Here is a 26,208-nt window from a genome sequence, read left to right on the forward strand (position 1 = left end):
TCGCTCGATAGTCCGCCGCAATTCTGAAAGAGCGTGAGATGACCGACAATCCCGATGCCGATGCCGCGCGTGCCCTGATCGCCTGTCTCGACCTGACAAACCTCAACGACGACTGCACCGAGGCCGACATCGCGGCGCTCTGCAAGCGCGCCGAGACGCCGCAGGGGCGCGTCGCGGCGATCTGCATCTGGCCACGCTTCGTCGCCCTGGCGCGGTCGCTCGCCGCCCCGGAGCTGCGCATCGCCACGGTGGTGAACTTTCCGCATGGCTCGGACGATCCGGCCCGCACCGCAGGGGACGCGGCTTCGGCGCTGGCGGATGGCGCCGACGAGATCGACATGGTGATCGACTATCGCCGACTGGCCGACACGCAAGGCCATGTCGAACGCCAGGTAGGGACGGTGAAGCAGGCCGTCGGCCCGACGCTGCTGAAGGCGATCCTCGAGACCGGCGAACTCGCGACGCCGGAGCTCATCGCGCGGGCTTCGCAGGAGGCGCTCGCGGGCGGTGCCGACTTCCTGAAGACCTCGACCGGCAAGACCGCCCGCCATGCCAGCCTCGACGCCGCGACGATCATGCTGGAGGCAATCGCTGCCCATGGCGGCAGCGTCGGTTTCAAGGCCTCCGGCGGGATCAGGGCTTTCGAGGAGGCCCGCGCTTACCGCGATCTGGCGGACAGCGTCTGCGGCGCCGGCTGGGCCGGCCCGGCGCGTTTCCGCATCGGCGCCTCTTCCGTGCTCGGCGATCTCCTGGCGGTCGCCGCCGGCACCGCCCGCGCCACTCACAAGGCCACCTATTGATGCTGCCGCAGGAGGTCATCCGCGCCAAGCGCGACGGCGGACAACTCGATGCGGCGGATATCAAGGCCTTCATCGACGGCTTTGCCGGCGAGCGGGTCACCGAGGGCCAGGTGGCGGCCTTCGCCATGGCCGTGTTCTTTCGCGGCATGGCGACGGCGGAGACCGTGGCGCTGACCGAGGCGATGCGCGATTCCGGCGACGTGCTCGACTGGTCGGACCTTGACCGGCGGGTGGTCGACAAGCACTCCACCGGCGGCGTCGGCGACAATGTCTCGCTGATGCTGGCGCCGATCGTCGCCGCCTGCGGCGCGGCCGTGCCGATGATCTCCGGCCGCGGCCTCGGCCATACCGGCGGCACGCTCGACAAGCTGGAATCGATCCCCGGCTACGACGTGGCGCCCGACAACGCGACCTTCCGCCGGACGGTGCGCGACATCGGCTGCGCGATCATCGGCCAGACCGCCCGTCTCGCCCCGGCGGACGCGCGCTTCTACGGCGTCCGCGACGTCACGGCGACGGTTGAATCGATTCCGCTCATCACCGCCTCGATCCTGTCGAAGAAGCTGGCGGCTGGGCTGCAGGGCCTCGTCCTCGACGTCAAGACCGGCTCCGGCGCCTTCATGGCGCGGCCGGAGGATGCGAGGGCCCTGGCGACCAGCCTCGTCGGCGTGGCCAACGGCGCGGGACTCAGGACCACCGCGCTGATCACCCGCATGGACGAGGCGTTGGCATCGGCGGCTGGCAATGCCGTCGAGATCCGTAATGCCGTCCGCTTCCTCACCGGCGCGCAGCGCGACCCGGCCCTGCAGGAGGTGACGCTGGCGCTCGCCGCCGAGATGCTCGTGCTCGCCGGGCTTGCGCCGACGCCGGCCGACTGCCACCGCATGGCGACGGCGGCGCTGGAGGACGGGCGCGCCGCCGAACGTTTCGGCAAAATGGTCGCGGCCCTCGGCGGCCCGGCCGATTTCGTCGAGCGGGCGGAGGCGCATCTGCCGCAGGCGCCGCTGGTCCGTGACGTGACGGCCGAACGGGATGGTACCGTCGCCAGCGTCGAGACCCGCAGCCTCGGTCTCGCCGTCGTCGAGCTCGGCGGCGGGCGCACAAGGCCGCAGGACGCGGTCGACCATGCGGTGGGCCTGAGCGAACTCGTGCCGATCGGCCGGCATGTGGCGAAGGGCGAGCCGCTTGCCCGCATCCACGCCCGCGACGAGGTGGCCTTCGCAAGGGCAGCCGCAACCATCCGGTCGGCCTATGTCCTCTCGGACACGCCCGCCCGCGAACCGGCACCGGCGGTGATTGAGCGGATCGGCTGAGAGCCGGCTTCGTCCGGCGGTCGGTTCCGGCCTACTGGCGGAGCGTCAGCTGGGCGCCGTCGCTCTCGAACCGCAGCTGGTTGAGGAAGCTCATGCCGAGCAGCGCGGTCGGCAGCGTCCCGTCCCGCATGACCATGGCGTCCACATTGCGCACGACGAGCAGGCCGAGCTCGATGCGGTCGAGCTGGGCAATGGCGGCAGGGGCAGCACCGTTGGCGGTCTGCACCGTGTGGCGCCAGTCGCTGGCGCGTAGCACGACGCCGAGGCGCCGGGCGGTCGTCTCGTCGATCGCGACCAACGTCGCGCCGGTGTCGACGAGCACGGAGACCGGCCGGCCGTTCATCCGGACATCGGCGCGGAAATGTCCGTCGCGATCGGCAGTCAGACGCGCGGCGCGGACGGGGGCAGGGGGAGCTATTGCCGCATCGAGAACGGTCGGCGCGGGGTCCAGCGTCTCGACCTGCCCCGAGAGCATCTGCGCCTGGTACCGTTCGAACACCGAAGGCGCGGCGAGCCCGACGAGGGACGAGACGACGAGGATCAGGGCGAATTTCGACATGACGGCAGTCTGCGCGGTTGCGGTTCGCAGACAGGCTGGGGCGTCGGGCTTAAGGCTTCGGCAAGTTGCGCCGCAAAGCGCCGGAATTCTGACATCGGCGTTGCCGAACGGTTAATGGCGGCGCGGCAACTCTCGCGGCAGGCCTCGCCTATTTCGTCCCGTACATCCGGTCGCCGGCGTCGCCGAGGCCGGGGACGATATAGCCCTTCTCGTTGAGATGGCTGTCGATCGCGGCGGTGAAGACCGGAATGTCCGGATGCGCCGCGCGAAACCGCTCGATGCCTTCCGGGGCGGCCAGCAGGCAGAGGAACCGGATGTTCTTTGCGCCGCGCTCCTTCAGCTTGTCCATGGCGGCAATGGCCGAGTTCGCCGTGGCCAGCATCGGATCGACGACGATGACAAGGCGGTTGGCGAGGTCCTCGGGCGCCTTGAAGTAGTATTCCACCGGCTGCAGCGTCTCGTGGTCGCGGTAGAGCCCGATATGGGCGACCCGCGCCGCCGGCACGAGATCCAGCATGCCTTCCAGAAGCCCGTTGCCGGCCCGCAGGATCGAGGCGAAGACCAGCTTCTTGCCCTCCAGCACCGGCGAATCCATCGGCTCCAGCGGCGTCTCGATGCGGACCATCGTCAGGTCGAGATTGCGCGTGACCTCGTAGCAGAGCAGCGTCGAGATTTCCCGCAGCAGCCGGCGAAAGCTGGCCGTCGAGGTCTCCTTGTCGCGCATCAGCGTGAGCTTGTGCTGGACCAGCGGGTGGTCGATGACGGTGACGCCGTCCATGGGGCCTCGCTTTCCTGTCTGCCGTTTCGCTTCCTGCTTAGCCGCCTGCCGGAGGCGCGCCAAGTGCGATCGCGGCAACGCCGAGACGCTCGAGCAGGCGGCGCCGTGTCGCTTCATCGACGAACGCTGCCTCGATCGCCTGACGGGTGAAGCCGAGCCGGGTGCCGGCATCGATCCCCACTTCGGCGGCAAAGGCATATTCGTCGGCAAGTGTGGTCCGGAAGAAAGGCGGGTCGTCGGAATTCAGCGTCACCCGCGCGCCGGTTGCCACCAGCTGCTTCAGCGGATGCGCGGCAGCATCCGGGTAGATGCCGAGCGCAAGGTTGGAGCCCGGGCAGACTTCCAGCACGATACCCTCGGCGACGATGCGCCGGACGAGCTCGGGGTCCTCGATGGCGCGCACGCCGTGGCCGATGCGCGACGGCTTCAGCGCATCGAGCGTGGCGCGGACGCTCTCCGGCCCACAGAGTTCGCCGGCATGGGCCGTGAGCCCGAGCCCGGCATTGCGGGCGATGGCGAAGGCGCGGGCGAAGTCGGCGGGCGTGCCCGTGCGCTCGTCGCCCGCAAGGCCGAAGCCGGTGACGAGGGGATGGCGTGGCTCGGCGGCGAAGCGCGCCGCCCGCTCCACCGCCTCGGGCCCGAGATGGCGCACCCCGACAACGATCATCCGTGCCTCGATGCCGCTCTCCTCTCGAGCCCGCTCGATGCCGCGCGACAGGCCGGCGACATAGGCCGCCGGGGGCAGGCCTGCGTTGCTCGCATGGTCGGGCGATACGAAGAACTCGGCATAGATCGCGCCTTGCGCGGCAAGCCGGCCGAGATGATCGGCGGCGAGGTCGGCGTAGTCCGCCTCGCCGCGGAAGACGCTGGAGGCGAGGTCGTAGGCGGCGAGGAAGCTGGTGAAATCGTGCCAGACATAATGGCCGTCGCGGATGATGCCGCTGACGTCGATGCCGTGACGCGCCGCATGGGCAAGGACGAGGTCGGGATGGGCCGCGCCCTCGATATGACAGTGGAGTTCGGCCATCGGCATGGCACCGCCGCGCCTTGCGCGGGCGACGGCCGGCGAGGGTGCTTCGCTCACAGGAAGCTCGTGCCGTGCCGGCCGGGGGGAAGCCCGAGATGGGCAGCGACGCTCTCGCCGATATCGGCGAAGGTCTCGCGGCGGCCGATCGGGCCGGGTGCGACGCCGGGCCCGAAGACCAGCACCGGCACGTTCTCGCGCGTATGGTCGCTTCCCGGCCATGTCGGGTCGCAGCCATGGTCGGCGGTGATGATCGCGAGGTCCCCCGGACGCAGCCGCGCTTCCAGCTCCGGCAGCCGCGCGTCGAACGCCTCGAGCGCCGCCGCGTAGCCGGGCACGTCGCGGCGATGGCCAAAGAGCATGTCGAAATCGACGAAATTGGCGAAGACCAGATCGCCGTCGGCCGCGTCTTCCACCGCGCCGAGCATCTTGTCGAACAGCGCCATGTTGCCGTCGCCCTTGCGCACCTCGCTGATGCCGTGGCCAGCGAAGATGTCGCCGATCTTGCCGATGGCGATGACCTTGCGGCCGGCGGCCACCGCCCGGTCGAGCACGGTCGGCTCCGGCGGCGGCACCGAATAGTCTCGCCGGTTGGCGGTGCGCCGGAAGCTCGCCGCATCCTCGCCGGTGAAGGGCCGGGCGATGACGCGGCCGATATTCAGCGGATCGACGTGCCGGCGGGCGACGGCGCAGAGATCGTAGAGCCGCTCGAGCCCGAAATGCGTTTCGTGGGCGGCGATCTGCAGCACGCTGTCGGATGAGGTGTAGAAGATCGGCTTGCCGGATGCGACGCTCGCCTCGCCGAGTTCCGCGATGATCTCGGTGCCGGAAGCATGCCTGTCTCCGAGGATGCCGGGAATGGCGCTGTCGTCGACGATCTGCTGGATCAGCGAGGCGGGAAAGGCCGGCACGCTGCGCGGGAAATAGCCCCAGTCGAACAGCACCGGCACGCCGGCGATCTCCCAGTGCCCGGACGGCGTGTCCTTGCCGCGTGAGACCTCCCCGGCCGTGCCGTAGCGGCCCCCGGCGGGGATTTCCTCGTCGATGTGTCCGGCGGCGCGGTGGAGCCCGAGGCGGCGGAGATTCGGCAATTTCAGGGGACCGCTGCGCAGGCCGTCGCGGTCCGCGGCGCCGGTTTTGGCCGCGGCGAGGATGTGGCCGAACGTATCGGCGCCGGCATCGCCGAAAGCGTCAGCGTCCCGGGCGCCGCCGATTCCGACCGAATCGAGAACGATGAGGATTGCGCGGCCCAAGATCATCTCCCTGCCGTCCCGCCTGAGCCTTCGCCGGCTTCGGCAACCGGCGGAAGCCGGCGGCTATGGTCAGGAAAATAGGCGGGCATGAGCGGAAATCACCGCCTTACCGTCGACCCACCGCAGTCGGTGAGGGTTGCGCTTAACGCCTGGCGGCGTCGGCAGCCATCTGCTGGCGCGTCTGGTATTGCTGGGTCGCCTGCAGGAAGCCGTCGCTGTTGTCGCCGATGGTCACCGTCGGCTCGCATTTCGGCGCGCAGGCATAGGTGAGGCGGTTCGCCTGCCGGTAGACCCGCACGGTGCTTGCCTCGAAGGTCTGTACCGCGACCTGTTCGTCGAGAATCGTGTCACCGCTTGCGTCGAGGATGACGACATTGGTGATGCCGTAATTCTTGCCGGTGAGGACCAGGCGCTCCGAGCTCAGCACCTCGATGTCGACGATGGCAGGATTGCCGACGATCACGGTGGCCGCCGGCCGGTCGATCTCCAGGATCCGCGCGTGGTCGACGGCAACGCCAATGATGTTGCCGGTATCGGCGGCGCGAACGCTGCCGGCCCCGAAGACGAGGGTGATCAGCGCGAGAAGCGAGAGGATCCGGCGGGGGCGTGTCGTCATCAGGCTGGCCTGCATGCGAGGGCGGTATCCCGACCCATAGCTGCCTGCCGTAAACGCTAGATTAACGAAGCACGTGTGAGGTTTAGAAAATTGGCAAGCAGAATGTAATACAAAGTCAACCAAAAAGCTTAAGTCGTTTGCAAGAGGCTGCAGGTACATTGGGTCATCCGATCGACGAAAACAGTCGACGGGAGTGCTGAAAACGGGTTTTCAAGGAGTTCCCATGTCCAAGCTTTTCGTTCGCTTCGCCAAAGACGAATCCGGCGCCACCGCCATCGAATACGCGCTCATCGCCGGCCTGATGGCCACCGCGCTGATCGCCATCTTCGGCGCCCTGAACACCGACCTGACCAATGCCTTCTCGAGCATCGGCGACAGCATGCAGCCTCAGTAAGCACCTGCCCGCGGAGCCGCCGGTCGCGCCCGGACGGCTCCAGGCAGTCGGCCTATCGGGATCGGAATGGCGGATTACATCTGCCGTTCCGATCCTGCGTTTAGGGATCCCGGACCATGCTCGCCGCCCTTCTGATCCTCACTTTCCCCATCGCGATGATCTATGCGGCGATGAGCGACCTCGTCTCGATGACGATCGCCAACCGGGTCTCCCTCGCCCTCGTCGCTGCCTTCCCTCTCGCAGCTCTGATGATTGGGCTACCGGGTAGCGCCATCGGCGCACATTTCGTCGTCGGCATCGCTTGCCTGGTTGTCACCTTCGGCATGTTCGCTGCGGGCTGGATGGGCGGCGGCGACGCCAAGCTTCTGGCCGCGACCGCCCTGTGGCTCGGGCCGACGCCCGCCCTTGCGCAGTACCTGCTGTTCGGCGCGGTCTTCGGCGGGGTCCTCACCGTCGCCATCCTGCTTTCGCGGGCCAGCCTCGCCCCGGTAACCGGGATCGTCTTCGTCGATCGCCTGCTGTCACGCGACACGGGCATTCCCTACGGGATCGCGCTGGGTGCGGCAGGCCTGACGGTGTTCGCCGACAGCGCCTGGATGGATCACGCCGTGGCCGGTTTGGCCGGTGCAGCCTTCTGAGCACTTATCCGCCGGTCAAGCCGCGCTTTACAGGTTTCGTTAACCATACATTGAGAGTTTCCCGGCGATAACCATCGCTAACGAGCTGCGTTCCTTGCGGCACTGTTGGCGGAGGTCGGTCGGATGAAACTTGCGCGTCTCGCGGTGATCGCCGTCGCTCTCGTTGCCGCCGTCGGCGCCGGCATCCTCGCCCTCAACCTCTCCCAGCCGGCACCGGTCGAGCCGGTGATCATCACCGCCGAGCCGGCCGAGCCGCCGATCAAGCTCGTCGACGTCCTGGCCACGACCACCGATCTGGCGATGGGCACGTCCGTCGACGGCACGCTCTCCTGGCAGAAATGGCCGGAAGACGGCATCGGACCGACCCTGATCCTGAAGCGCGATCGGCCCGAGGCCATCGAGGAACTCAAGGGGTCCATCGCCCGCCAGTCCTTCTTCGCCGGGGAACCGGTGCGCGAGGCGAAGCTGATCCGCACCGACCAGGGGTTCATGTCGGCGATCCTGCCGGCGGGAAAGCGCGCACTGGCCATTCAGATCGCCGCCGAGACCTCTGCCGGCGGCTTCGTCCTGCCCAACGACCATGTCGACGTCATCATGACCCGGCGCCAGCCCAGCACCAACGGCGAGGCAGACCGGTTCGTCACCGAGACCGTGCTGCGCAACCTGCGGGTCCTCGCCATCGATCAGACGATCGAGGAGCAGGACGGCCAGAAGGTGGTCGTCGGCTCCACCGCCACGCTGGAGGTGGATCCCGAACAGGCCGAAGCGCTGACCGCGGCCCAGCAGATGGCCGACCGCCTGGTGCTGTCGCTGCGCTCGCTGGCGGACTCGGTTCCGGGCTCGCCCGGCTACGCCGCCTTCCTGCTCGCTCAGGAGAACGCAGCGAAAGGCCAGATCAAGGTCATTCGCTACGGCCAGTCCACCGACATCACAACCAAGAAATGACGAGCCGACCGATGATCGCACGTTCCCCCTACGATCGGCTCCGGGCCGTGCTGCGCCGGTCGGTACTCGCTCTCGGCGCGCTCTCCCTGATTGTCGCCCCGCTCTCGCCGACCCAGGCGGTGGCCCAGACGGTGGTGAATGTCGGCCAAGGCGTGCAGCCGATCAGCCTCGGGCTGAACAAGACCAAAGTGATCGTGCTCTCGTCCGATGCCCACGACATCCTCGTCGCCAATCCGGCCGTCGCGGATGCGGTGACCCGCGACGCGCGCCGGATCTACATCTTCGGCAAGCAGGTCGGACAGACCAACATCGTCGTCTTCGACAGCCAGAACCGCCAGATCGCCTCGATCGATCTGCGCATCGAGCGCGACATCGGCGGCCTCGAGGCCTCGATCCGCAAATACGTGCCCGGCTCCGAAGTCTCGGTGGAGATGCTCAACGACAACGTCGTCCTGACCGGCAGCGTGCAGACGCCGCAGGACGCGGCCAAGGTCGAGCGCCTCGCCCGCATCTATGTCAGCGGCGGCGAAGCGACGACGGGCCAGTACATCCAGTCGGCCACCGCCTCGGGCGGCGCCGGCGGCGGTGACGGCGACGTCGCCTTCGCCCAGGAGGACCGGCGGCGGAGCCAGATCGTCAACCTCCTGCAGATCGCCGGCGAGGACCAGGTGACGCTGAAGGTCACGGTCGCGGAGGTCCAGCGTTCGGTGATCAAGCAGCTCGGCATCAACGGTGTCGGACAGGGCTCCTCCGACGGCATCGGCTTCGGCGCCATCGGCGACAATCCCTTCGGTCTCGGCAACGCCATCTCGGCGGCAGGCGGCTATCTCCTCAACGGCGGCAGCAGCGGCAACGGCATTTCGGCCCAGCTGAACGCCATGGAGCAGGCAGGCGTGATGCGCACCCTCGCCGAGCCGACCCTCACCGCCATCTCCGGCGAGAAGGCGAGCTTCAAGGTCGGCGGCGAGTTCACGGTGCCCTCGGGGCGCTCGGTGACGCCGGAGCAGGTGACCAACATCCGGGACGATGCCGGCCGGATCGTCGACCAGGAAGTCACCGAAGGCATCGCGACCATCGAGACCCGCCAGATCGACTACGGCATCGGGCTCGACTTCACCCCGGTCGTCCTGTCACCGGGACGGATCAGCCTGAAGATCCGCACCAGCGTGTCGGAGCCGACCTTCGAAAACCCCTTCAACATCGCCGGCGACAAATATGGCGCAGGTCTCAATCTGGTCGGCATTCGCAAGCGGCTGGCCGATACGACGGTCGAGCTTCCCTCCGGCGGCTCACTGGTGATCGCCGGCCTCGTCCGCGACGAGGTGCGCCAGGTGATCTCCGGCTTCCCGGGCCTTTCCAAGATCCCGGTGCTCGGCACGCTGTTCCGCTCGCGGGATTTCCAGCGCTACGAGACCGAGCTGGTGGTGATCGTCACCCCGTATCTCGTGCGCCCGGTGGCCCGGCAGGCGCTCGCCCGGCCCGACGACGGGCTAGCCATCTCGAGCGATGGTGCCGGCAACTTCCTCGGCCGCGTCAACCGCGTCTACGGCCACATGGAAACCAAGCTGCCGCCCGGCCGGTACCACGGCGTCGTGGGCTTCATCTACAAATGAACGCGTCGGGGAGATCGAACGTGACACCGCCCTTCCGATCCCGCGGCGCCGCGCGCCGCACGATCGCCCGCCCGGCGCAATGCCTGCCGCTGCTGGCGCTGCTGCTGGCGGGTGGTTGCGCCAATGTCCATCACGTCGAGGTCGGCGCGATCCCGGACGACTACCGCACCCGCCACCCGATCGTGGTGTCGGAGGCCGAGACCGCGATCGACATTCCGGTCGTGGTGTCCGACGGCGCGCTGTCCTATGCCAACCGGGGCCGGGTAGAGGACTTCGCCGACCGCTTCCGCGCCTCGGGCGCCGACTTCATCCAGGTGCAGCTGCCGTCGGGTTCGATGAACCAGTACGCCGCCGACCGGGTGTCGCACGACATCGTCAAGGTCCTGAAGGGACGCCGCGTCGCCCGCGAGCGGGTCTTCGTGCAGCCTTATCCGGCACCAGGCGCCAGCGGGCCGACCCCCATCCGGCTGGCCTTTACCACCCTCGTCGCCAAGACCGGGCCTTGCGGGCGCTGGCCGGCAGATCTCGCCGAGACCTCGCAGAACAAGAACTACCACAATTTCGGCTGCGCCTCGCAGCAGAACCTCGCGGCACAGATCGCCGATCCGCGCGACCTCCTGTCGCCGCGCGGCGTCGACACGATCGACGCGGAGCGCCGGACCACCGTCCTCGACCAGTATCGCCGCGGCGACCTGACGACATCGGCGCCCACCGAGACCGAAAGCGAATACGAATGGTAGTCCCGGAGAGCATGATCGATCTGCCTTTGCCAGAGGCTGAAACCGTCGCCGCCGAGGCGGGCCCGGACGCGCTGAACAACGTCCGTCCGATTCCGCGCGTTTCGATCCAGGCCTTCTGCGAGACCGACGGGGTGGCCAAGCCGATCGAGAAGGCCGGCCTCGACCGCCGCATGGCGAAGGCGCATCTCAGGGTGCACAAGGGCGGCATAAGGGCGGCGGCGGAGCATTTTTCCAGCGCCCCGACCCCGAACCTGGTGATCCTGGAGTCGCGGTTTGCGCCCGGCGAGCTCGTCGAGGAGCTGGAAGCGCTGGCAGACGTCTGCGATCCCGGCTCGAAGGTCGTGGTCATCGGCCACTACAACGACGTGACGCTGTATCGCGACCTGATGCGGCGGGGCATCTCGGAATATCTCGTCGCGCCGATCTCCATCGCCGACGTGATGGAGGTGATCGGCACGCTATTCACCGCCCCCGACGCCGAGCCGCTGGGCCGCTCCATCGCCTTCATCGGTGCCAAGGGCGGCGTCGGCTCGTCCACGATCGCGCACAACGTCGCCTGGGCGATCTCCAAGCGCTTCTCCAGCGATGTCGTGCTGGCGGATCTCGACCTGCCCTTCGGCACGGCGAACATCAATTTCGACCAGGACCCGGCCCAGGGCATAGCCGAGGCGATCTTCTCGGCCGATCGGATGGACGACGTCCTGCTCGACCGGCTGTTGTCGAAATGCGCCGAGCATCTGTCGCTGCTGGCGGCTCCGTCCGCGCTCGACCGAACCTATGACTTTGCCGGCGACGCCTTCAATGCGCTGATCGAGGCCGCCCAGCGCGGCGCTCCGGTGGTCGCGCTCGACGTGCCGCATGCCTGGGGCGACTGGACGCGCAGCGTGCTGACGCGCGCCGACCAGATCGTCATCACCGCCACGCCGGACCTCGCCAATCTGCGCAACGCCAAGAACCTAGTCGACACGCTGCGCAAGCTCCGGCCGAACGATCCCCCGCCGCATCTGGTGCTCAACCAGCTGGCCATACCGAAGCGGCCTGAGATCGAGCCGCGGGAGTTCTGCGACCCGCTCGGCCTCGAGCCGATCGCCGAGATCGCATTCGACCCGCAGATGTTCGGCAAGGCGGCCAATAACGGGCAGATGGTGGTGGAGACCGACCCCAAGCATCCGGCGGTCGCAGCATTCGACCATATCGCCCACGTGCTGACCGGTCGCCACGAGGGCCGCAAGCCGAAGAAGTCGGGCCTGCTTAGCCGGCTTCGCGGCAAGTAGTCCGGCAGCGGCAAAACGGCAGGAGCGGAGACCACCATGTTCGGAAAGCGCGGGAACGAGAAGCCGCTCGCTCGCCCGGCTGCGCAGCAGCCGGCGTCGCCGCCATCCCCGGCGGCCCATAATCCATCGTCCGGCGCACGGAACGGCGTCGCGACGCTGGAAGCCCCGGCGGCCGCTCCGCCGGCTCCCGCGCGCGACGTCCAGCGGACCGGCGAGCGCATGCCGGGCGTGCGCCCCGACAGCTATTACGAGCGCAAGGCGCAGGTCTTCACGGCGCTGATCGACACGATCGACCTCTCGCAGCTGGCCCGGCTCGACGCCGAGAGTGCCCGCGAGGAAATCCGCGACATCGTCAACGACATCATCGCGATCAAGAGTTTCGCGATGTCGATCGCCGAGCAGGAGGAACTGCTCGGGGATATCTGCAACGACGTCCTCGGCTATGGGCCGCTCGAGCCGCTGCTGGCCCGCGACGACATTGCCGACATCATGGTCAACGGCTCGCGCCACACCTTCATCGAGGTCGGCGGCAAGATCGAAGAGACCAACATACGGTTTCGCGACAACCAGCAGCTCCTCAACATTTGCCAGCGCATCGTCAGCCAGGTCGGCCGCCGGGTCGACGAGACCTCGCCGATCTGCGACGCGCGCCTGCCCGACGGTTCGCGCGTCAACGTCATCGCGCCGCCGCTGGCCATCGACGGCGCCGCGCTGACCATCCGCAAGTTCAAGAAGGACAAGCTGACGCTCGACCAGCTGGTCAAGTTCGGCGCGATCACGCCCGAAGGCGCGGCGATCCTGCAGATCATCGGCCGCGTCCGCTGCAACGTCGTGATCTCGGGCGGCACCGGTTCCGGCAAGACCACGCTGCTGAACTGCCTGACGCGCTACATCGACGCCGACGAACGCATCATCACCTGCGAGGACTCCGCCGAGCTGCAGCTGCAGCAGCCGCATGTCGTGCGGCTGGAGACGCGCCCGCCCAATATCGAGGGCGAGGGCGAGATCACCATGCGCGACCTCGTCAAGAACTGCCTGCGCATGCGCCCCGAGCGGATCATCGTCGGCGAGGTGCGCGGACCGGAAGTGTTCGACCTCCTGCAGGCGATGAACACCGGCCACGACGGCTCGATGGGCACGATCCACTCGAATTCCCCACGAGAATGCCTGAACCGCATCGAGTCGATGATCGCCATGGGCGGCTATTCGCTGCCGTCGCGCACGGTCAAGGAGATCATCGTCGGCTCGGTCGACGTCATCATCCAGGCCGCGCGCCTTCGCGACGGGTCCCGCCGGATCACCCACGTCACCGAGGTGCTCGGCATGGAGGGCGACGTCATCACCACGCAGGACATCTTCGTCTACGACATCCTGGGCGAGGACGCGCAGGGCAACATCATCGGTCGGCACCGCTCCACCGGTGTCGGCCGCCCGGCCTTCTGGGACCGCGCCCGCTACTACAACGAGGAGCAGCGCCTCGCCCAGGCACTCGACGCCAGCAACATCCCGGAAGGGGTGGGGGCACGCTGATGCTGACCTCGGCCGCGGGCATACTGTTCATCCTGCTGTCGACGATCGCCGCCGGCGGTCTGGCCTATGCCGTCCTGCAGCCGCGCATTACGGCGGAGAAGAAGGTCGAGGCGCGGCGTTCCCAGTACAGCCGCGACGAGAACGACCGGGTGGCGGTGAAGTTCGCCCGCGAGCGCCTGCGCGAACAGGACAAGCGCCGCAAGACCATCCAGTCCTCGCTGAAGGAACTGGAAGCGCGCACCCGCGAGCGCGACAAGCTGACCGGCAAGCTGTCGCTGGCCCGGCGGCTCGAACAGGCGGGGCTGACCATCACGCCGCGGCATTTCGCGTGGATCAGCGTCGGCACCGGCGTCACAAGCGCGATCCTGGCGCTGGTATTCGGGGCCGGGCTCGTGCTGTCGCTCGGCATCGCGGTCGTCGGTGGGCTCGGGCTGCCGCGCTTCGCGCTGGCGCATCTGCGCAAGAAGCGCCTGCAGAAATTCACCGACGAGTTCCCCAATGCGCTCGACCTGATCGTCCGGGGCATCCGCTCTGGCCTGCCGCTCAACGACACGCTGCGCATGATCGCGGGCGAGGCCGCCGAGCCGGTCAGGAGCGAGTTCCGCAAGATCGTGGAGACGCAGCAGATGGGCGTCTCGACATCCGAATCCGTCGAGCGCCTCTATCGCAACGTGCCGACGGCCGAGACCAACTTCTTCTCCATCGTCATCACCATCCAGGCCCAGGCCGGCGGCAATCTCTCGGAGGCCATCGCCAATCTCTCCAAGGTGCTGCGCGAGCGCAAGAAGATGAAGGGCAAGATCCAGGCGATGTCCATGGAGGCCAAGGCTTCCGCGACGATCATCGGCGCCCTGCCGGTCATCGTCGGCTTCCTCGTCTACCTGACCACCCCCGACTATATCGGGATCCTCTTTGCGACCCATTCGGGCAATCTGCTGATGATCGTCGCGGCGGTGTGGATGGCCATCGGCGTCTTCACGATGAAACGCATGATCAGCTTCGACTTCTGAGCGGGCGGGCCGGGCGGGAAGCGCCCGGCCGCGGAGTACAGCCGGGAAAGGCCGCCATCTTATGCAATCGCTCTTCGATTATCTGGGCGTATCGAGCTCGCTGGTACTTAGCACGGTCATCGCCATCGCGGTGTTCACCACATTCCTCGCCCTCGCCATGCCGATGCTCTCGGGAAACCGGCTGCAGAGCCGCATGCGTTCGGTGGCGCTGGAGCGCGACGAGATGCGCGCGCGCGAGCGGGCGCGCCTCGCGTCCGAAAAGGAGAACGGCCGCGGCGCCGGCCTGCGCCAGCAGCAGAACCGGGGTATCGCCGCGCTCGTCGTCGAGCGGCTGAACCTGCGGACGGCCCTCGCCGACGAGGGCACGGTCGCCAGCCTCCGGGTCGCCGGCTATCGCGGCCAGCGCGCGATGACGCTGTTCCTGTTCGCGCGTGTCGTACTGCCGCTGGTGATGCTGGCGGCAGCGCTGTTCTACGTGTTCGGTCTCGGTCTGCTGGAAAACCAGGGCACGATGATGCGTGTCGCGGCCTGCATCGGCATCGCCTATCTCGGCTTCTACGCGCCGATCCTCTTCGTGAAGAACCAGGCCGCCAAGCGCCGCCTGTCGATCCAGCGGGCCTGGCCGGATGCGCTCGATCTCCTGCTGATCTGCGTCGAGTCCGGCAATTCCATCGAGGCGGCCTTCCGCCGGGTTGCCGAGGAGATCGGCATCCAGTCGATCCCGCTCGCGGAAGAGCTGGTGCTCGTCTGCGCCGAATTGTCGTATCTGCCGGACCGCAAGGTGGCCTACGACAATCTCGCTGCCCGGACCGGGCTCGAAGGCGTTCGCGCCGTGACCACCGCGCTGGTCCAGGCGGAGCGCTACGGCACGCCGCTGGGCAACGCGCTCAGGGTGCTGGCCCAGGAGAACCGCGACATGCGGATGAACCTCGCCGAGAAGAAGGCGGCGTCGCTGCCGCCGAAGCTCACCGTGCCGATGATCCTGTTTTTCCTGCCGGTGCTGTTCGTCGTGATCATCGGCCCGGCCGCCATCCAGATCATGAAGCTGCAATAGCACCGCAAGGTGATCGTCGGTGGAGTGGGTCGCCCCGACCTATGCCGTTTTGGCCCGCGGCGGCAGCCGCAGGTCTGGCTTGGGAGAGCCGGTGCCGTGGTCGGAAAAGCCAGGCGGACCTCAGCCCTCCTGGCCTTCCTTCTCCTTCAGCATCGACCAGGTGTTCTGCTGCGCCAGCATCTGCCGCAGATAGGCGACGTTGGCTTCGGCCGCCTCGGGCGACAGTTCGGCCGAAGCGATCGTCCGGGCCTCGTCGAAACGTCCCTGCAGGCCGACGACTAGCGCCAGGTTCTGGCGCACGCGGCTGTCGACGCCGCGCTGGCCGGCGGCCGTCCTCAGATAGGACTCCGCGGCCTGGAGGTCGTTGCTGAGGAGATGCGACATGCCGAGATTGGAGAGCACCGTCGGCTCGTTCGGGGCGAGGTCCAGCGCCTTGCGGTAGAGCACGCGCGCTTCGGCGGACTGGCCCATCTGGTCGAGGATCGCGCCCTCCGCGGAATACAGCCGCCAGTCGGGAAAGTCCGGCGTCTGGGCGCGGCGCACGGTTTCCAGCGCCTTGGGCAGGTCGCCGGCGGCGGCCAGTGCCTTGCCATAGGCGGACAGTACGTCGCGGTCCTTCGGGTGGGCAATCGCCACCTGCTGCATGACCGCCAGCGACTGGTCGTTGCGGCCGACCATCTGCAGAGAGGCAGCGTAGGAGAGGCCGACGCCCTTGGCTTTAGGGTCGCGCTCATAGGCCGCGCCATAGGACTGGACGGCGCCCTGCAGCTGGCTGGAGGACATTGCCGCGACCGGCGCCGAACCGGACGATCGACCGATGGACCCCGTGGTCTCGCGCGATACGGAAGCGCAACCCTGCGCGGCGACGAGTGTGGCTGCAACGGTGACGAAAAGAGCCTGTCTGAAGCCGCGAATCGCTCTATTGTGCCGCGCGATCATGACCTGCTCCCGTGTCGTCCGCGATGTGCCGAAGCTTGGGCTCATTGAGCCACGCCTCGTCGCCAGTCATAGTCTGTTAACCCTAACGGTCGGTTAACAACCGGCTGCAGCCCCTGGAATCCATGCCATGCCGCTTACCCTGGTCGACGAGACGAACGAAGCCTTGCCGGTCTGGCTGGCCGAGACGGGCGGCCTCGACGCTCTCCCCGAGGCGGCGCGGGCCTGGGCGCGGGTCTCGCGCTTCACCGCCGAGGCGGGGAGCGTCCTCATCGTGCCCGGGCAGGATGGCAGGCCGGCCGGGGCCGTCCTCGGGCTGGGCAAGGCGGATCACCGCGGCGGCGCCGCCGAATGGCGGGGACTTCTCGCGGGCGCCCTGGCCGGCAAGCTGCCCGACGGCGAATGGCGCTTCGCGAAGGAGCCGGCGACGATCGACCGCGATGTCGCGACGCTGGCGCTGCTGCTCGGCCAGTACCGCTTTGCCCGCTATCGCAGCGGCGCCAAGGGCGATGACGCGCAGCCGCAGATCCGCTTCCAGGCGCCGGACGCCATCGACAGGGCGGAGCTCGCAGCGGTGGCTGATGCCGTGTTCCTCGCCCGCGACCTGATCAACACCCCGGCCAACGACATGGGGCCCGCCGAGCTGGAAGCGGCGGCCCGAAGCCTGGCGCAGCGCTTCGGCGCCGCGGTCGAGACCATCGAGGGCGACGAGCTGCTCGTCCGCAATTTCCCGATGATCCATGCGGTCGGCCGCGCCAGCGCCTCGGCGCCGCGGCTGATCGACCTCACTTGGGGCAAGCCGTCGGATCCGAAGGTGACGCTGGTCGGCAAGGGCGTCATCTTCGACACGGGCGGTCTCGACATCAAGCCGGCATCCGGCATGCTGCTGATGAAGAAGGACATGGGCGGCGCGGCGAACGTGCTGGCCCTGGCGCAGATGGTGATGGCGAGGGGCCTCGCCGTCCGGTTGCGGGTGCTGATCCCGGCGGTGGAGAACGCCATTTCCGGTTCCGCCTTTCGTCCGGGCGACATCCTGACCAGCCGCAAGGGCAAGACCGTCGAGATCGGCAATACCGATGCCGAGGGTCGGCTGGTGCTTGCCGACGCCCTGGCGCTCGCCGACGAGGAGGCGCCGGAGATGCTGATCGACATGGCAACGCTTACCGGCGCCGCACGGGTGGCGCTCGGGCCGGACCTGCCGCCCTTCTACACCGAGGATGACGGCTTCGCGGCGGAACTCGCCGCGGCAAGCCGGCGTGTCGCCGACCCGCTCTGGCGCATGCCGCTCTGGCAGCCTTACGCGGCCAACCTCTCATCCAAGATCGCAGACACCAACAATGTCACCAGCGACGCCTTCGCCGGCTCCGTAACGGCGGCGCTGTTCCTGCAGGGCTTCGTCGAGAAAGCGGCAGTCTGGGCGCATCTCGACGTCTTCGGCTGGCGGCCGAAGCCCGGGCCCACGGGCCCGGTCGGCGGCGAGGCGCAGGGCGTCCGTGCCCTCTACGAAGTGCTGAAGCAGCGCTATCCGGGTGCCCCGATCTGACGGACTGCGCGCCGATGCTGGACAGAAGAAGCAGGATGCCGACGCCATGACGAGCCTCGATCCGCGCCGGCACGCCTTCCGCGCCGACCTTGCCGAAAAGGACCTCGAGGGCCAGGTCGCCGCGACCCGCTTCGTCGAGGGCGTGCCGCGCCAGGTCGTGGCGCCGACGGTGACGTTGCGGCGGCGACCCGAACCCGACGCGCCGCTGGAGACCGAGGCGCTGTTCGGCGAGGCGGTCGTCGTCTTCGAGGAAGAAGCGGGCTGGTCGTGGGTGAAGCTCGCCCCGGACTCCCCCGCAAGCGCCTATGTGGGCTACATGCCGACCGGCGCGCTCGGCCCGTCCACGACGCCGACGCATCGTGTCTGCGTGCCTCGGACGCTGGTCTTCCCGGCGCCCGACATCAAGCGACCGCCGCTCTCCTTCCTGCCGATGGGCGCCCTCGTCACGGTCACCGGCGCTGCCGCCGACCAGAACGCCCGCTATTCAGCGGTGACGCCGGACGGTTTCATCGTCGAGCAGCATCTGGAGCCGCTGGCCGCTGTCGCGCCGGACTTCGTCGCCGTCGCCGAACGGTTTCTCGGCGCGCCCTATCTCTGGGGCGGCAAGAGTGTCGCCGGGATCGACTGTTCGGGGCTGGTGCAACTGGCTTGCGCGATGGCCGGCATTGCCGCCCCGCGGGATACCGACATGCAGGAGCGCGAGCTCGGCACCCGGCTCGCCGGCATCGAGGCGCTGGAGCGCGGCGACCTGGTGTTCTGGAAGGGCCATGTCGGCATCATGCTGGACGGGGCGCGGCTGCTGCACGCCAATGCCCACCACATGATGACCGCGGTCGAGCCGCTGGCCGAGGCGGTCGCGCGGATCGCATCGCGTGGCTCTTCCGTGACCAGCATCCGCCGGATCCGGCCGCTCACATCAGCGCAAGGCGACGGTCCGGAGATCGTGACTTGACCTTCCTGTAACAGGAAGCTCGCAGATGGGCTCCACCATCATGGAGAGTCCTTATGCTGAAGCACCTTGTTCTTCTCGCCGCACTTGCCTTCGCCCCGGCGGCCGCGGCCCAGGATCATGACGGCCACGGCACCGCCACCCCGACGGAGGGGACCGCCGGGATGGATCACGGCGCCATGGCGCATGGCACGATGGATGCGGCTGATTCCCCGTCGAGCAGAGCCTTCACCGAGGCCAATGACCGGATGCACGCGGCGATGGGGGCCGATCTCAGCGGCGACGCCGATGTCGACTTCGTCCGCTCGATGATCCCGCACCACCAGGGCGCCATCGACATGGCGCGGATCCAGCTGGAGTACGGCAAGGATCCCGAATTGCGGGCCCTGGCGGAAGCGATCATCACAGCGCAGGAAACCGAGATTGCCGAGATGGAGGCGTGGCTCGCGGCGCACGACCGTTGACGGATCGCGCCAGAGAGCCCGCTCAGTCGGGGGCGTCCGATCGGTTGGCGAAGCCGGTCAGCGGCGGCGGTGAGGCTGCCAGTTCCGTCAGCATCCAGTCCCGGAAGGCGCGGATCTTCGGGACGTTGCGCCGCGACTCGGCATAGCACAGCCAGTAGAAGTGCTGATCGTCGGCAACGAGTTCGAAGGGCTGGACGAGGCTGCCGTCGCGCAGCGCCTCCTCGTGGAAGACCGGGGTCAGGATGGCGATGCCGTGCCCGGCGACCGCGGCGCGGGCGACGACATGCTGGTCTCCCATGTCCGAGAATGGGCGGTTCGCCGGATCGAAGCCGCTTATGCCGGCGGCCGCGAACCAGAGCGGCCACCACACGTCGTGGGGATCGAGGAGGGGGGCGTTCAGGAGGTCGGCGGGTTTGTTCAGCGGCCCGAGCCGTTCGAGGAGAGACGGCGCGAGGATAGGCGTGAAGCCGGTCGCGAACAGACGATGCTGGACGAGCCCTGGCCAGGGTCCGCGACCGGCGCGAATGGCGACGTCGACCTCGTCGCGGCGAAAGTCGACGACGTCCCGCGTGGCAACCATGCGCACCCCGATCGTCGGGTGCTGCATCTGGAAGAAGCCGATCCGCGGCGCCAGCCATGCCGCGCTGAAGGTCGGCACGACGCTGATATGCAGCAGCGCATTCTCGTCGGTCATGATCTGCCCGAACCCGGCCGCGATCAGGTCGAAGGCCTCGGTCAATACCGGCCGCAGGCGCTCGCCGGCGTCGGTCAGCACCAGCCCGCGCGGCCGCCGCAGGAACAGTTTCAGCCCGACGCGTTCCTCGATCAGCTTGATCTGGTAGCTGACCGCGGCCTGCGTCATGCCGAGCTCTTCGCCCGCTTTGGTGAAGCTCAGATGCCGGGCCGCCGCCTCGAAGACCCGTACTGCTGCCAGTGGCGGCATCGACCGTCCGCTCATCGCCTCGCCCTCACTCGCATAAGCTCTCCTTATGCCAGCTGATCGAGCTTCGATTGGCTTGGCAAGCCCGTTCGGGCCCATGCTCCCAGATAGGCCGCTTGGACGGCAAGCCATGGGAGGTCAGCATGACTTGGGAAATTGGAAGGCTTCTGCCCGCCCTGATCGGGCTGGCGATTGGCCGCATGCCGCCGGGGTCGAAGCCGCCGCCGGCGCACCGGCTCGACGCGGACGACCTGCCCGACGCGATGAAGCGCGATCTCGGCCTGATGGACGGGCGCGGCCCGACGCTCCGGCGGCCGGAACGAAGCGGGCGGTTCTGACAGACGGAATTGCCCGGAAGAGGCCGCTCAGTACCCCGCCGCGCGATCGACCAGATGGCGGAGCTTCTCGCCCCGTTCATGCGCCGCGATCTGCTGCATGATCGTCGGCGCCAGCGCGTCCGGGTCCGACGAGGCTGCGACATGCGGCGTCACGAAGACCCGCGGATGCGTCCACAGCGGGCTCGTGGCTGGTAGCGGCTCGACGGTAAAGACGTCGAGCGAGGCCTCCATCAGCCTGTCCTGCTCCAGCGCGTCGAGGATCGCCGCCTCGTTCTGCAGCCCGCCGCGGCCGGCATTGATCAGCACCGGCCCGCCGAGCGGCGTGTCGCGCTTCAGGCGCGACAGCAGCTTGGCATCGATGATGCCGCGCGTCGCCTCGGTCAGCGGCAGCAGCACGACGAGGATGTCGGACGCGGCGAGGAATGGGCCGAGCCCGTCCTCCCCGGCGAACATCTCGACGCCCTCGGCCGGCTTCGGCGAGCGACCCCAGCCGGCAAGGCGGAAGCCGAGCGCCTTCAGCTTGTCCGCGGCGTCACGGCCGAGTTCGCCGAAACCCATGATGCCGACGGTGATCTCGCGCGCCGCGGGCTGCATGCGCTCGTGCCAGATCTTCTGCGCCTGCTGGGTGCGATAGGCCCGGCCGCGGCGGAAATGGTCGAGCACCCGCCAGACGACATATTCGCTCATCCGCCCCGAAAGATCCTCGGCGACGATCCGCGCCACCGGCACGTCCGGCAGGCGCTTGTCCGCGAGGATATGGTCTACGCCGGCGCCGAGCGAGAAGATCGCCTTGAGGTTCGGCAGGTTTTCCAGGAGCCCCGGCGGCTGTTTCCAGACTACCGCGTATTCGATCGACGGGTCGGTCGCGTCCTTCGGCTCGAGGACGATCGCGCGCTGGCTTCCGGCCTTCTGCAGCGCCGCCAGCCAGCGCATGGGATCGAAGCCCGTCACGGAGAGAAGAATGGTCAATGCTCAGTCCCTGATGTCGATCGTGCCGAGCAGCGCCTGCGCCCGCGCCCGACCCTTGCGTGCGAACCAGTGCGTGCAGGCGATGAGATAGCCGTTCTCGACCCGGCCCTCGTCGACGGCGGCGACGAGATCGTCGACCGGCGCGAGGATCGGCCGGATGTCCTCGTGCTCGTCCGCCTTGCCGGCCGCATCCGTGAGTTCCCCGGCATCGACGATGGCAAGGAAGATCGTGGCATGCTCGGTGGTAAGCCCCGGCGCCGGCAGCATCCGGAAGCACGCCTCGATCGCTCGGGGCACGAGGCTCGTCTCCTCGGTCAGCTCGCGCGCGGCAGCCGCCTCGATGCTTTCGCCGGGGTCGACGATGCCGGCGGGCAATTCCAGTGCTGCGGCGTTCGCGGTCTGCAGGGCGGCGGCGAAGCGGAACTGCCGGATCACGACAATGGCGTCGCGATCCGGATCGTAGGGAATGATCGTCGCGACGTGGCCCGTCGCCAGATATTCACGGTCGATCGGCCCGATCTCGCCCTCGCCGTCGAGCCGGGCGTGGCGCAGTGTGGCGACGCGAAAGTCGCGGAAGCCCTCGTGCAGCAGCGTATCGCTGTCGACATGGAAGGGCAGGGGCTGGTCGGTCAGCTGGTCGCGATAGTGGCTGGTGGTCATTCAGATACGATTCCGGTGGGTGCCGCGGCGAGATCGAAGGCGGCCGCCATCAGCGCCTTGGTGTAGTCCGTCTGCGGGCGATCGAAGATCTCGTCGGCCGGGCCGCGCTCGACCACGAGGCCGTTGCGCATGACGATCACCTCGTTGGCCAGCGCCCGCACCACCTTCAGATCGTGGCTGATGAACAGATAGGCGAGGTTGTGCCGCTTCTGCAGGTCGCGGAGCAGGTCGACGACCTGCGCCTGGACGCTCATGTCGAGCGCAGAGGTCGGCTCGTCGAGCATGACGAAGCGCGGGTTCAGCACCATGGCCCTTGCGATGGCGACGCGCTGGCGCTGGCCGCCGGAGAACTCGTGCGGATAGCGAAAGCGCGTCGCGGGATCGAGGCCGACCTCGTTCAGCGCCTGGACGACGCGGGCGTCGCGGCCGTCGGTATCGAGGCTGCGCTCGTGGATGCCCAGCCCCTCGGCGACGATGTCGGCGATGGTCATGCGCGGGCTGAGCGAGCCGAACGGGTCCTGGAAGACGATCTGGATGCGCTCGCGCAGCGGCTTCATCGCCTTGAAGGAGCGCTGGTCGATCCGCTCGCCGTCGAAGCTTATCTCGCCCTTCGAGGAGATCATCCGGCAGAGCGCGAGGCCCAATGTCGTCTTGCCGGAGCCCGATTCCCCGACGACGCCGACGGTCTGGCCCGCCCGCACGGCGATGTCGACGCCGTCAACCGCCTTCACGTGGTCGGTGGTCTTGCGGAAAAAGCCGGTCTTGATCGGAAACCAGACCTTCAGGTCCTTGGCTTCCATGACCACAGGCGCATTGGCGTTGGCTGCCGGCGGCCGGCCCTTCGGCTCGGCCGCCAGGAGGTGCTTGGTGTAGTCGTGCTGCGGGTCGGAAAAGATGCGGGCGGTCGGCCCGTGCTCGACGATCTTGCCGCGATACATCACGCAGACCCGGTCGGCGATGCGCCGCACGATGCCGAGATCGTGGGTGATGAACAGCATCGCCATGTGGCGCTTCTGCTGCTGCACCTTGAGGAGTTCGAGGATCTGCGCCTGCACGGTGACGTCGAGAGCCGTCGTCGGCTCGTCGGCGATGAGGAGGTCCGGCTCGTTGGCGAGCGCCATAGCGATCATCACGCGCTGGCGCTGCCCGCCGGAGAGCTGGTGCGGATAGGCGCCGAGCCGCTTCTCGGGGTCGCGGATGCCGACCTGGTGCATCAGCTCCAGTGTGCGTTCCCTGGCCGCGCGGTCGCGCATACCGCGATGGACCTTCAGCACCTCGCCGACCTGCCGCTCGATCGTGTGCAGCGGGTTGAGCGAGGACATCGGCTCCTGGAAGATCATCGAGATGCGGTTGCCGCGCACCCGGCGCAGATCGTCCTCGTCGTCGTCGATCAGATTCTCGCCGTCGAACATGACGGCGCCGCCCGGATGGCTCGCCGACGGATACGGCAGGAGCTTCAGGATCGACAGCGCCGAGACCGATTTGCCGGAACCCGACTCGCCGACCAGCGCCAGCGTCTCGCCGCGGTCGATCGAGAACGACACGTCATCGACGGCGAGGTTGGTCTTCCCGCCCTGATGGAAGGCGACCGAGAGGTTCTCCACCGACAGGAGAGGGCCTGGCGCGGGCGCGGGCGCGATGCTGCTCAAGACGCGATACCTTTCATGCCGGATGCCCGTGGGCGTGCTCGTGATGCCCATGATGGGCGTGGTCGCCCTCGGTTGCCGCGTCGGCGCAGCGGCCGCGCTCGATCTCGACGGTCGCGTGGCCGATGGCGAAACGCTTCGCCAGCTCGGCCTTGATCGCGCGGATCGCCGCCGTCGGCTCGGCGCCGTCGACGATCGCCGCGTGGAGCGTCACCATCGGCCGTTCCGGCGTCAGCGCCCAGGCGTGGACGTGATGCACCTCGCAGACGCCGGGCACGTTCGCGACGAGGTGCGGACCGATCGCATCGACGTCGAGGCCTTCCGGGACGCCTTCGAGCAGCAGATGGCCCGCATCGCGCACCAGGCGCCATGCCGAGACGAGGATCAGGAGGGCCACCACCACCGACAGGATCGGATCGATCGGCGTCCAACCGGTCCACAATATGACGAGGGCGGCGGCGATCGCGGCGACCGAGCCGAGCAGGTCGCCGATCACGTGGAGCACGGCGCCGCGAATGTTGAGATTGTCGCGGTCCGCCCCGTGCAGGATCGCCAGCACCCCGAGATTGACCGCAAGCCCCATCGCCGCGACCACCAGCATCGTCCCGCCGAGGATCTCGCCGGGCTGGCCCACGCGGTGCCACGCCTCGACGACGATGAAGCCGGCGATGGCGAACAATGCGACGCCGTTGACGAAGGCGACCAGCACCTGGAAGCGGGCATAGCCGTAGGTCCGCTTGTCGTCATGCGGCCGTCGCGCCAGGCGGAAGGCCAGCCAGCCGAGCGACAATGCGGTGAAGTCGGTCAGCATGTGCCCGGCATCGGCAAGCAGCGCCAGCGAACCCGAGACCAGGCCGCCGACCACTTCCGCCACCATGAACAGCCCGGTCACCACCGCGGCGATGGCGATCCGCTTCTCGCTGGCGCCATGGGCGTGGCCGGCAAAGCCGTGGGAATGGCCGGCGTGATCGCTCATCGCCTCACCGGAAGCTCTTGCGCGGATCGAAGGCGTCACGGACCGCCTCGCCGACAAAGACCAGCAGCGACAGCATCAGCGACAGGACGATGAAGCCCGAGAAGCCCAGCCAGGGCGCCTGGAGGTTGTTCTTGCCCTGCGCCAGCAGCTCGCCGAGGGACGGCGAGCCGGGCGGCAGGCCGAAGCCGAGGAAGTCGAGCGAGGTCAGCGTGGTGATCGAGCCGTTGAGGATGAACGGCAGGAATGTCAGCGTCGCCACCATGGCGTTGGGCAGCAGATGGCGGACCATGATCGTCCAGTCGCCGACGCCGAGCGATCGCGCCGCGGTGACATATTCGAAGTTGCGGGCGCGCAGGAACTCCGCCCGGACGACGCCGACGAAGGCGACCCAGGAGAACAGGAGCATGATCCCGAGCAGGATCCAGAAGCCGGGCGGCAGGATCGCGGCGATGATCAGCAGCAGGTACAGCACCGGGATCGACGACCAGATCTCGATGAAGCGCTGGAACAACAGGTCCACCCAGCCGCCGAAATAGCCCTGCACCGCGCCGGCGGCGACGCCGATGACGGCGGAAGCGCCAGTGAGGATCAGCCCGAACAGCACCGAGATCCGGAAGCCGTAGATCAGCCGCGACGCGACGTCGCGCGCCTGGTCGTCGGTGCCGAGCCAGTTCATGTTGCCGAGATTGCAGTTCGGATCCTCTACGCCGAGCGGATAGCGCTGGCAGCGTTCCTCCTCCGTGAACAACCACGAGGGGGCGGATGGCGCGGGGGTCGGAATCTCGTTGTTGACCGTCTGATAGGAGTAGCGGATCGGCGGCCAGATGGCCCAGCCATTGGCCTCGATTTCCTCCTGCACGAACGGGTCGCGATAGTTGGTCACCGGCAGGAAGCCGCCGAACACCTCCTCCGGGTAGTCGACGAGCACCGGATAGTAGAACTCGCCCTTGTACTCGACCAGCAGCGGCCGGTCGTTGGCGACGAGCTCAGCGAAGGAGGTGACCACGAACAGGAAAAGGAAAATCCACAGCGACCAGTAGCCGCGCCGGTTCGCCTTGAAGTTCTCCCAGCGCCTGATGTTGAGCGGCGACAGGCGCGGACGACGCGTCAGTCCCGCCTCCGGTGCCATCTGCGCGATGCCGGCGGTCTCCTCGCGTGCGATCTCGGCGGCGCGCTCCTCCGGCAGAGTGTCGGGTTCCCCCGGTCGGCGAGCCTCGTCTTCCTTGAGCCGGTCCTTGAGTGCGTC

The 26,208-nt window shown here is 68.1% G+C and carries 27 protein-coding genes; 15 read left to right on the forward strand and 12 right to left on the reverse strand.

Annotated elements, in window-relative coordinates; translation table 11 throughout:
- Positions 1–38 precede the first annotated feature (38 nt).
- Positions 39–800, forward strand: a complete 762-nt coding sequence (deoC, locus tag GGR03_RS08565) for a deoxyribose-phosphate aldolase (RefSeq protein ID WP_183207229.1) — start codon at positions 39–41, stop codon at positions 798–800.
- Positions 800–2,113, forward strand: coding sequence for a thymidine phosphorylase (gene deoA / locus GGR03_RS08570; protein ID WP_183207230.1), 1,314 nt, complete (start codon positions 800–802; stop codon positions 2,111–2,113). Before deoC ends, deoA begins: the two co-directional genes overlap by 1 nt.
- A 31-nt stretch (positions 2,114–2,144) precedes the next feature.
- Here the strand turns inward: deoA and GGR03_RS08575 are convergent, their stop codons facing one another.
- From GGR03_RS08575 to GGR03_RS08595, 5 genes are all read right to left on the reverse strand, one after another.
- Positions 2,145–2,672 carry a retropepsin-like aspartic protease family protein gene (locus GGR03_RS08575; RefSeq protein WP_183207231.1) on the reverse strand — a complete coding sequence of 176 codons (528 nt, stop codon included), beginning with the start codon at positions 2,670–2,672 and terminating at the stop codon, positions 2,145–2,147.
- Positions 2,673–2,820: 148 nt separating this feature from the next.
- Positions 2,821–3,450: a uracil phosphoribosyltransferase gene (upp, locus tag GGR03_RS08580; protein ID WP_183207232.1), complete on the reverse strand. Its 630-nt coding sequence runs from the start codon at positions 3,448–3,450 to the stop codon at positions 2,821–2,823.
- Positions 3,451–3,487: 37 nt separating this feature from the next.
- The gene (locus GGR03_RS08585) at positions 3,488–4,483 is read right to left on the reverse strand and encodes an adenosine deaminase (RefSeq protein WP_183207944.1); all 996 of its coding nucleotides are present in this window, start codon (positions 4,481–4,483) and stop codon (positions 3,488–3,490) included.
- 47 nt (positions 4,484–4,530) lie between these two features.
- Positions 4,531–5,727 (reverse strand): phosphopentomutase, encoded by a 1,197-nt coding sequence (locus GGR03_RS08590; protein ID WP_183207233.1) that lies wholly within the window; start codon positions 5,725–5,727, stop codon positions 4,531–4,533.
- Between the two features lie 142 nt (positions 5,728–5,869).
- Entirely contained in the window at positions 5,870–6,343 is a 474-nt protein-coding gene (locus GGR03_RS08595; RefSeq protein ID WP_183207234.1) for a pilus assembly protein N-terminal domain-containing protein, read from the reverse strand.
- A gap of 223 nt (positions 6,344–6,566) precedes the next feature.
- Here GGR03_RS08595 and GGR03_RS08600 point away from each other — a divergent pair, with 223 nt between their 5' ends.
- The 9 genes from GGR03_RS08600 to GGR03_RS08640 all read left to right on the forward strand — a co-directional run bounded on the left by GGR03_RS08600 (position 6,567) and on the right by GGR03_RS08640 (position 15,541).
- On the forward strand, positions 6,567–6,737 hold the full coding sequence (locus GGR03_RS08600; RefSeq protein ID WP_183207235.1) for a Flp family type IVb pilin: 171 nt from the start codon (positions 6,567–6,569) through the stop codon (positions 6,735–6,737).
- A gap of 116 nt (positions 6,738–6,853) precedes the next feature.
- Positions 6,854–7,375, forward strand: a complete 522-nt coding sequence (locus GGR03_RS08605) for an A24 family peptidase (protein ID WP_183207236.1) — start codon at positions 6,854–6,856, stop codon at positions 7,373–7,375.
- Positions 7,376–7,498: 123 nt separating this feature from the next.
- Positions 7,499–8,320 carry a Flp pilus assembly protein CpaB gene (cpaB, locus tag GGR03_RS08610; RefSeq protein WP_183207237.1) on the forward strand — a complete coding sequence of 274 codons (822 nt, stop codon included), beginning with the start codon at positions 7,499–7,501 and terminating at the stop codon, positions 8,318–8,320.
- 11 nt (positions 8,321–8,331) lie between these two features.
- The gene (locus tag GGR03_RS08615; protein ID WP_183207238.1) at positions 8,332–9,933 is read left to right on the forward strand and encodes a type II and III secretion system protein family protein; all 1,602 of its coding nucleotides are present in this window, start codon (positions 8,332–8,334) and stop codon (positions 9,931–9,933) included.
- Between the two features lie 20 nt (positions 9,934–9,953).
- Positions 9,954–10,673, forward strand: coding sequence for a CpaD family pilus assembly lipoprotein (locus GGR03_RS08620; protein WP_252920174.1), 720 nt, complete (start codon positions 9,954–9,956; stop codon positions 10,671–10,673).
- An 11-nt stretch (positions 10,674–10,684) separates the two neighbouring features.
- Positions 10,685–11,947, forward strand: a complete 1,263-nt coding sequence (locus GGR03_RS08625) for a CpaE/TadZ family protein (RefSeq protein WP_183207240.1) — start codon at positions 10,685–10,687, stop codon at positions 11,945–11,947.
- A gap of 36 nt (positions 11,948–11,983) precedes the next feature.
- Complete coding sequence (locus GGR03_RS08630; protein ID WP_183207241.1) at positions 11,984–13,477, forward strand: TadA family conjugal transfer-associated ATPase; 1,494 nt, start codon at positions 11,984–11,986, stop codon at positions 13,475–13,477.
- Entirely contained in the window at positions 13,477–14,487 is a 1,011-nt protein-coding gene (locus GGR03_RS08635) for a type II secretion system F family protein (protein ID WP_183207242.1), read from the forward strand. The genes GGR03_RS08630 and GGR03_RS08635 overlap by 1 nt, the downstream gene beginning before the upstream one ends.
- 61 nt (positions 14,488–14,548) lie before the next feature.
- Positions 14,549–15,541, forward strand: coding sequence for a type II secretion system F family protein (locus tag GGR03_RS08640; RefSeq protein ID WP_183207243.1), 993 nt, complete (start codon positions 14,549–14,551; stop codon positions 15,539–15,541).
- A 120-nt stretch (positions 15,542–15,661) separates the two neighbouring features.
- Here the strand turns inward: GGR03_RS08640 and GGR03_RS08645 are convergent, their stop codons facing one another.
- Entirely contained in the window at positions 15,662–16,480 is an 819-nt protein-coding gene (locus tag GGR03_RS08645) for a tetratricopeptide repeat protein (protein WP_183207244.1), read from the reverse strand.
- Positions 16,481–16,607: 127 nt separating this feature from the next.
- Between GGR03_RS08645 and GGR03_RS08650 the strand changes: the two genes are divergently transcribed.
- From GGR03_RS08650 to copM, 3 genes are read left to right on the forward strand one after another with little or no spacing between them, the layout of a single operon-like run.
- Positions 16,608–18,020: a leucyl aminopeptidase family protein gene (locus GGR03_RS08650; protein ID WP_183207245.1), complete on the forward strand. Its 1,413-nt coding sequence runs from the start codon at positions 16,608–16,610 to the stop codon at positions 18,018–18,020.
- 46 nt (positions 18,021–18,066) lie between these two features.
- On the forward strand, positions 18,067–18,972 hold the full coding sequence (locus GGR03_RS08655) for a C40 family peptidase (RefSeq protein ID WP_183207246.1): 906 nt from the start codon (positions 18,067–18,069) through the stop codon (positions 18,970–18,972).
- 53 nt (positions 18,973–19,025) lie between these two features.
- Positions 19,026–19,433 (forward strand): CopM family metallochaperone, encoded by a 408-nt coding sequence (gene copM / locus GGR03_RS08660; RefSeq protein ID WP_183207247.1) that lies wholly within the window; start codon positions 19,026–19,028, stop codon positions 19,431–19,433.
- A gap of 22 nt (positions 19,434–19,455) precedes the next feature.
- Here copM and GGR03_RS08665 read toward each other — a convergent pair whose 3' ends face one another.
- Positions 19,456–20,391 carry a LysR substrate-binding domain-containing protein gene (locus GGR03_RS08665; RefSeq protein ID WP_183207248.1) on the reverse strand — a complete coding sequence of 312 codons (936 nt, stop codon included), beginning with the start codon at positions 20,389–20,391 and terminating at the stop codon, positions 19,456–19,458.
- A 125-nt stretch (positions 20,392–20,516) separates the two neighbouring features.
- Between GGR03_RS08665 and GGR03_RS08670 the strand changes: the two genes are divergently transcribed.
- Positions 20,517–20,711 carry a hypothetical protein gene (locus tag GGR03_RS08670; protein WP_183207249.1) on the forward strand — a complete coding sequence of 65 codons (195 nt, stop codon included), beginning with the start codon at positions 20,517–20,519 and terminating at the stop codon, positions 20,709–20,711.
- Between the two features lie 27 nt (positions 20,712–20,738).
- On the opposite strand, the gene GGR03_RS08675 is transcribed toward GGR03_RS08670, so the two are convergent.
- Genes GGR03_RS08675 through GGR03_RS08695 form a run of 5 tightly spaced genes read right to left on the reverse strand, consistent with a single transcriptional unit; the run spans position 20,739 to position 26,091 of the window.
- A complete protein-coding gene (locus GGR03_RS08675) occupies positions 20,739–21,644 on the reverse strand; it encodes a 2-hydroxyacid dehydrogenase (RefSeq protein WP_183207947.1) in 906 nt (301 codons plus the stop codon).
- 39 nt (positions 21,645–21,683) lie between these two features.
- Positions 21,684–22,340: an NUDIX domain-containing protein gene (locus GGR03_RS08680; RefSeq protein WP_183207250.1), complete on the reverse strand. Its 657-nt coding sequence runs from the start codon at positions 22,338–22,340 to the stop codon at positions 21,684–21,686.
- Positions 22,337–23,980: an ABC transporter ATP-binding protein gene (locus GGR03_RS08685; RefSeq protein ID WP_418885032.1), complete on the reverse strand. Its 1,644-nt coding sequence runs from the start codon at positions 23,978–23,980 to the stop codon at positions 22,337–22,339. The genes GGR03_RS08680 and GGR03_RS08685 overlap by 4 nt, the downstream gene beginning before the upstream one ends.
- Before the next feature lie 22 nt (positions 23,981–24,002).
- Complete coding sequence (locus GGR03_RS08690) at positions 24,003–24,962, reverse strand: cation diffusion facilitator family transporter (protein ID WP_183207252.1); 960 nt, start codon at positions 24,960–24,962, stop codon at positions 24,003–24,005.
- Positions 24,963–24,966: 4 nt separating this feature from the next.
- Positions 24,967–26,091, reverse strand: a complete 1,125-nt coding sequence (locus tag GGR03_RS08695) for an ABC transporter permease (protein ID WP_183207949.1) — start codon at positions 26,089–26,091, stop codon at positions 24,967–24,969.
- Positions 26,092–26,208 lie beyond the last annotated feature (117 nt).

Origin of the sequence: Aurantimonas endophytica, from assembly GCF_014196845.1 — a bacterium.
Lineage (GTDB): Bacteria > Pseudomonadota > Alphaproteobacteria > Rhizobiales > Rhizobiaceae > Aurantimonas > Aurantimonas endophytica.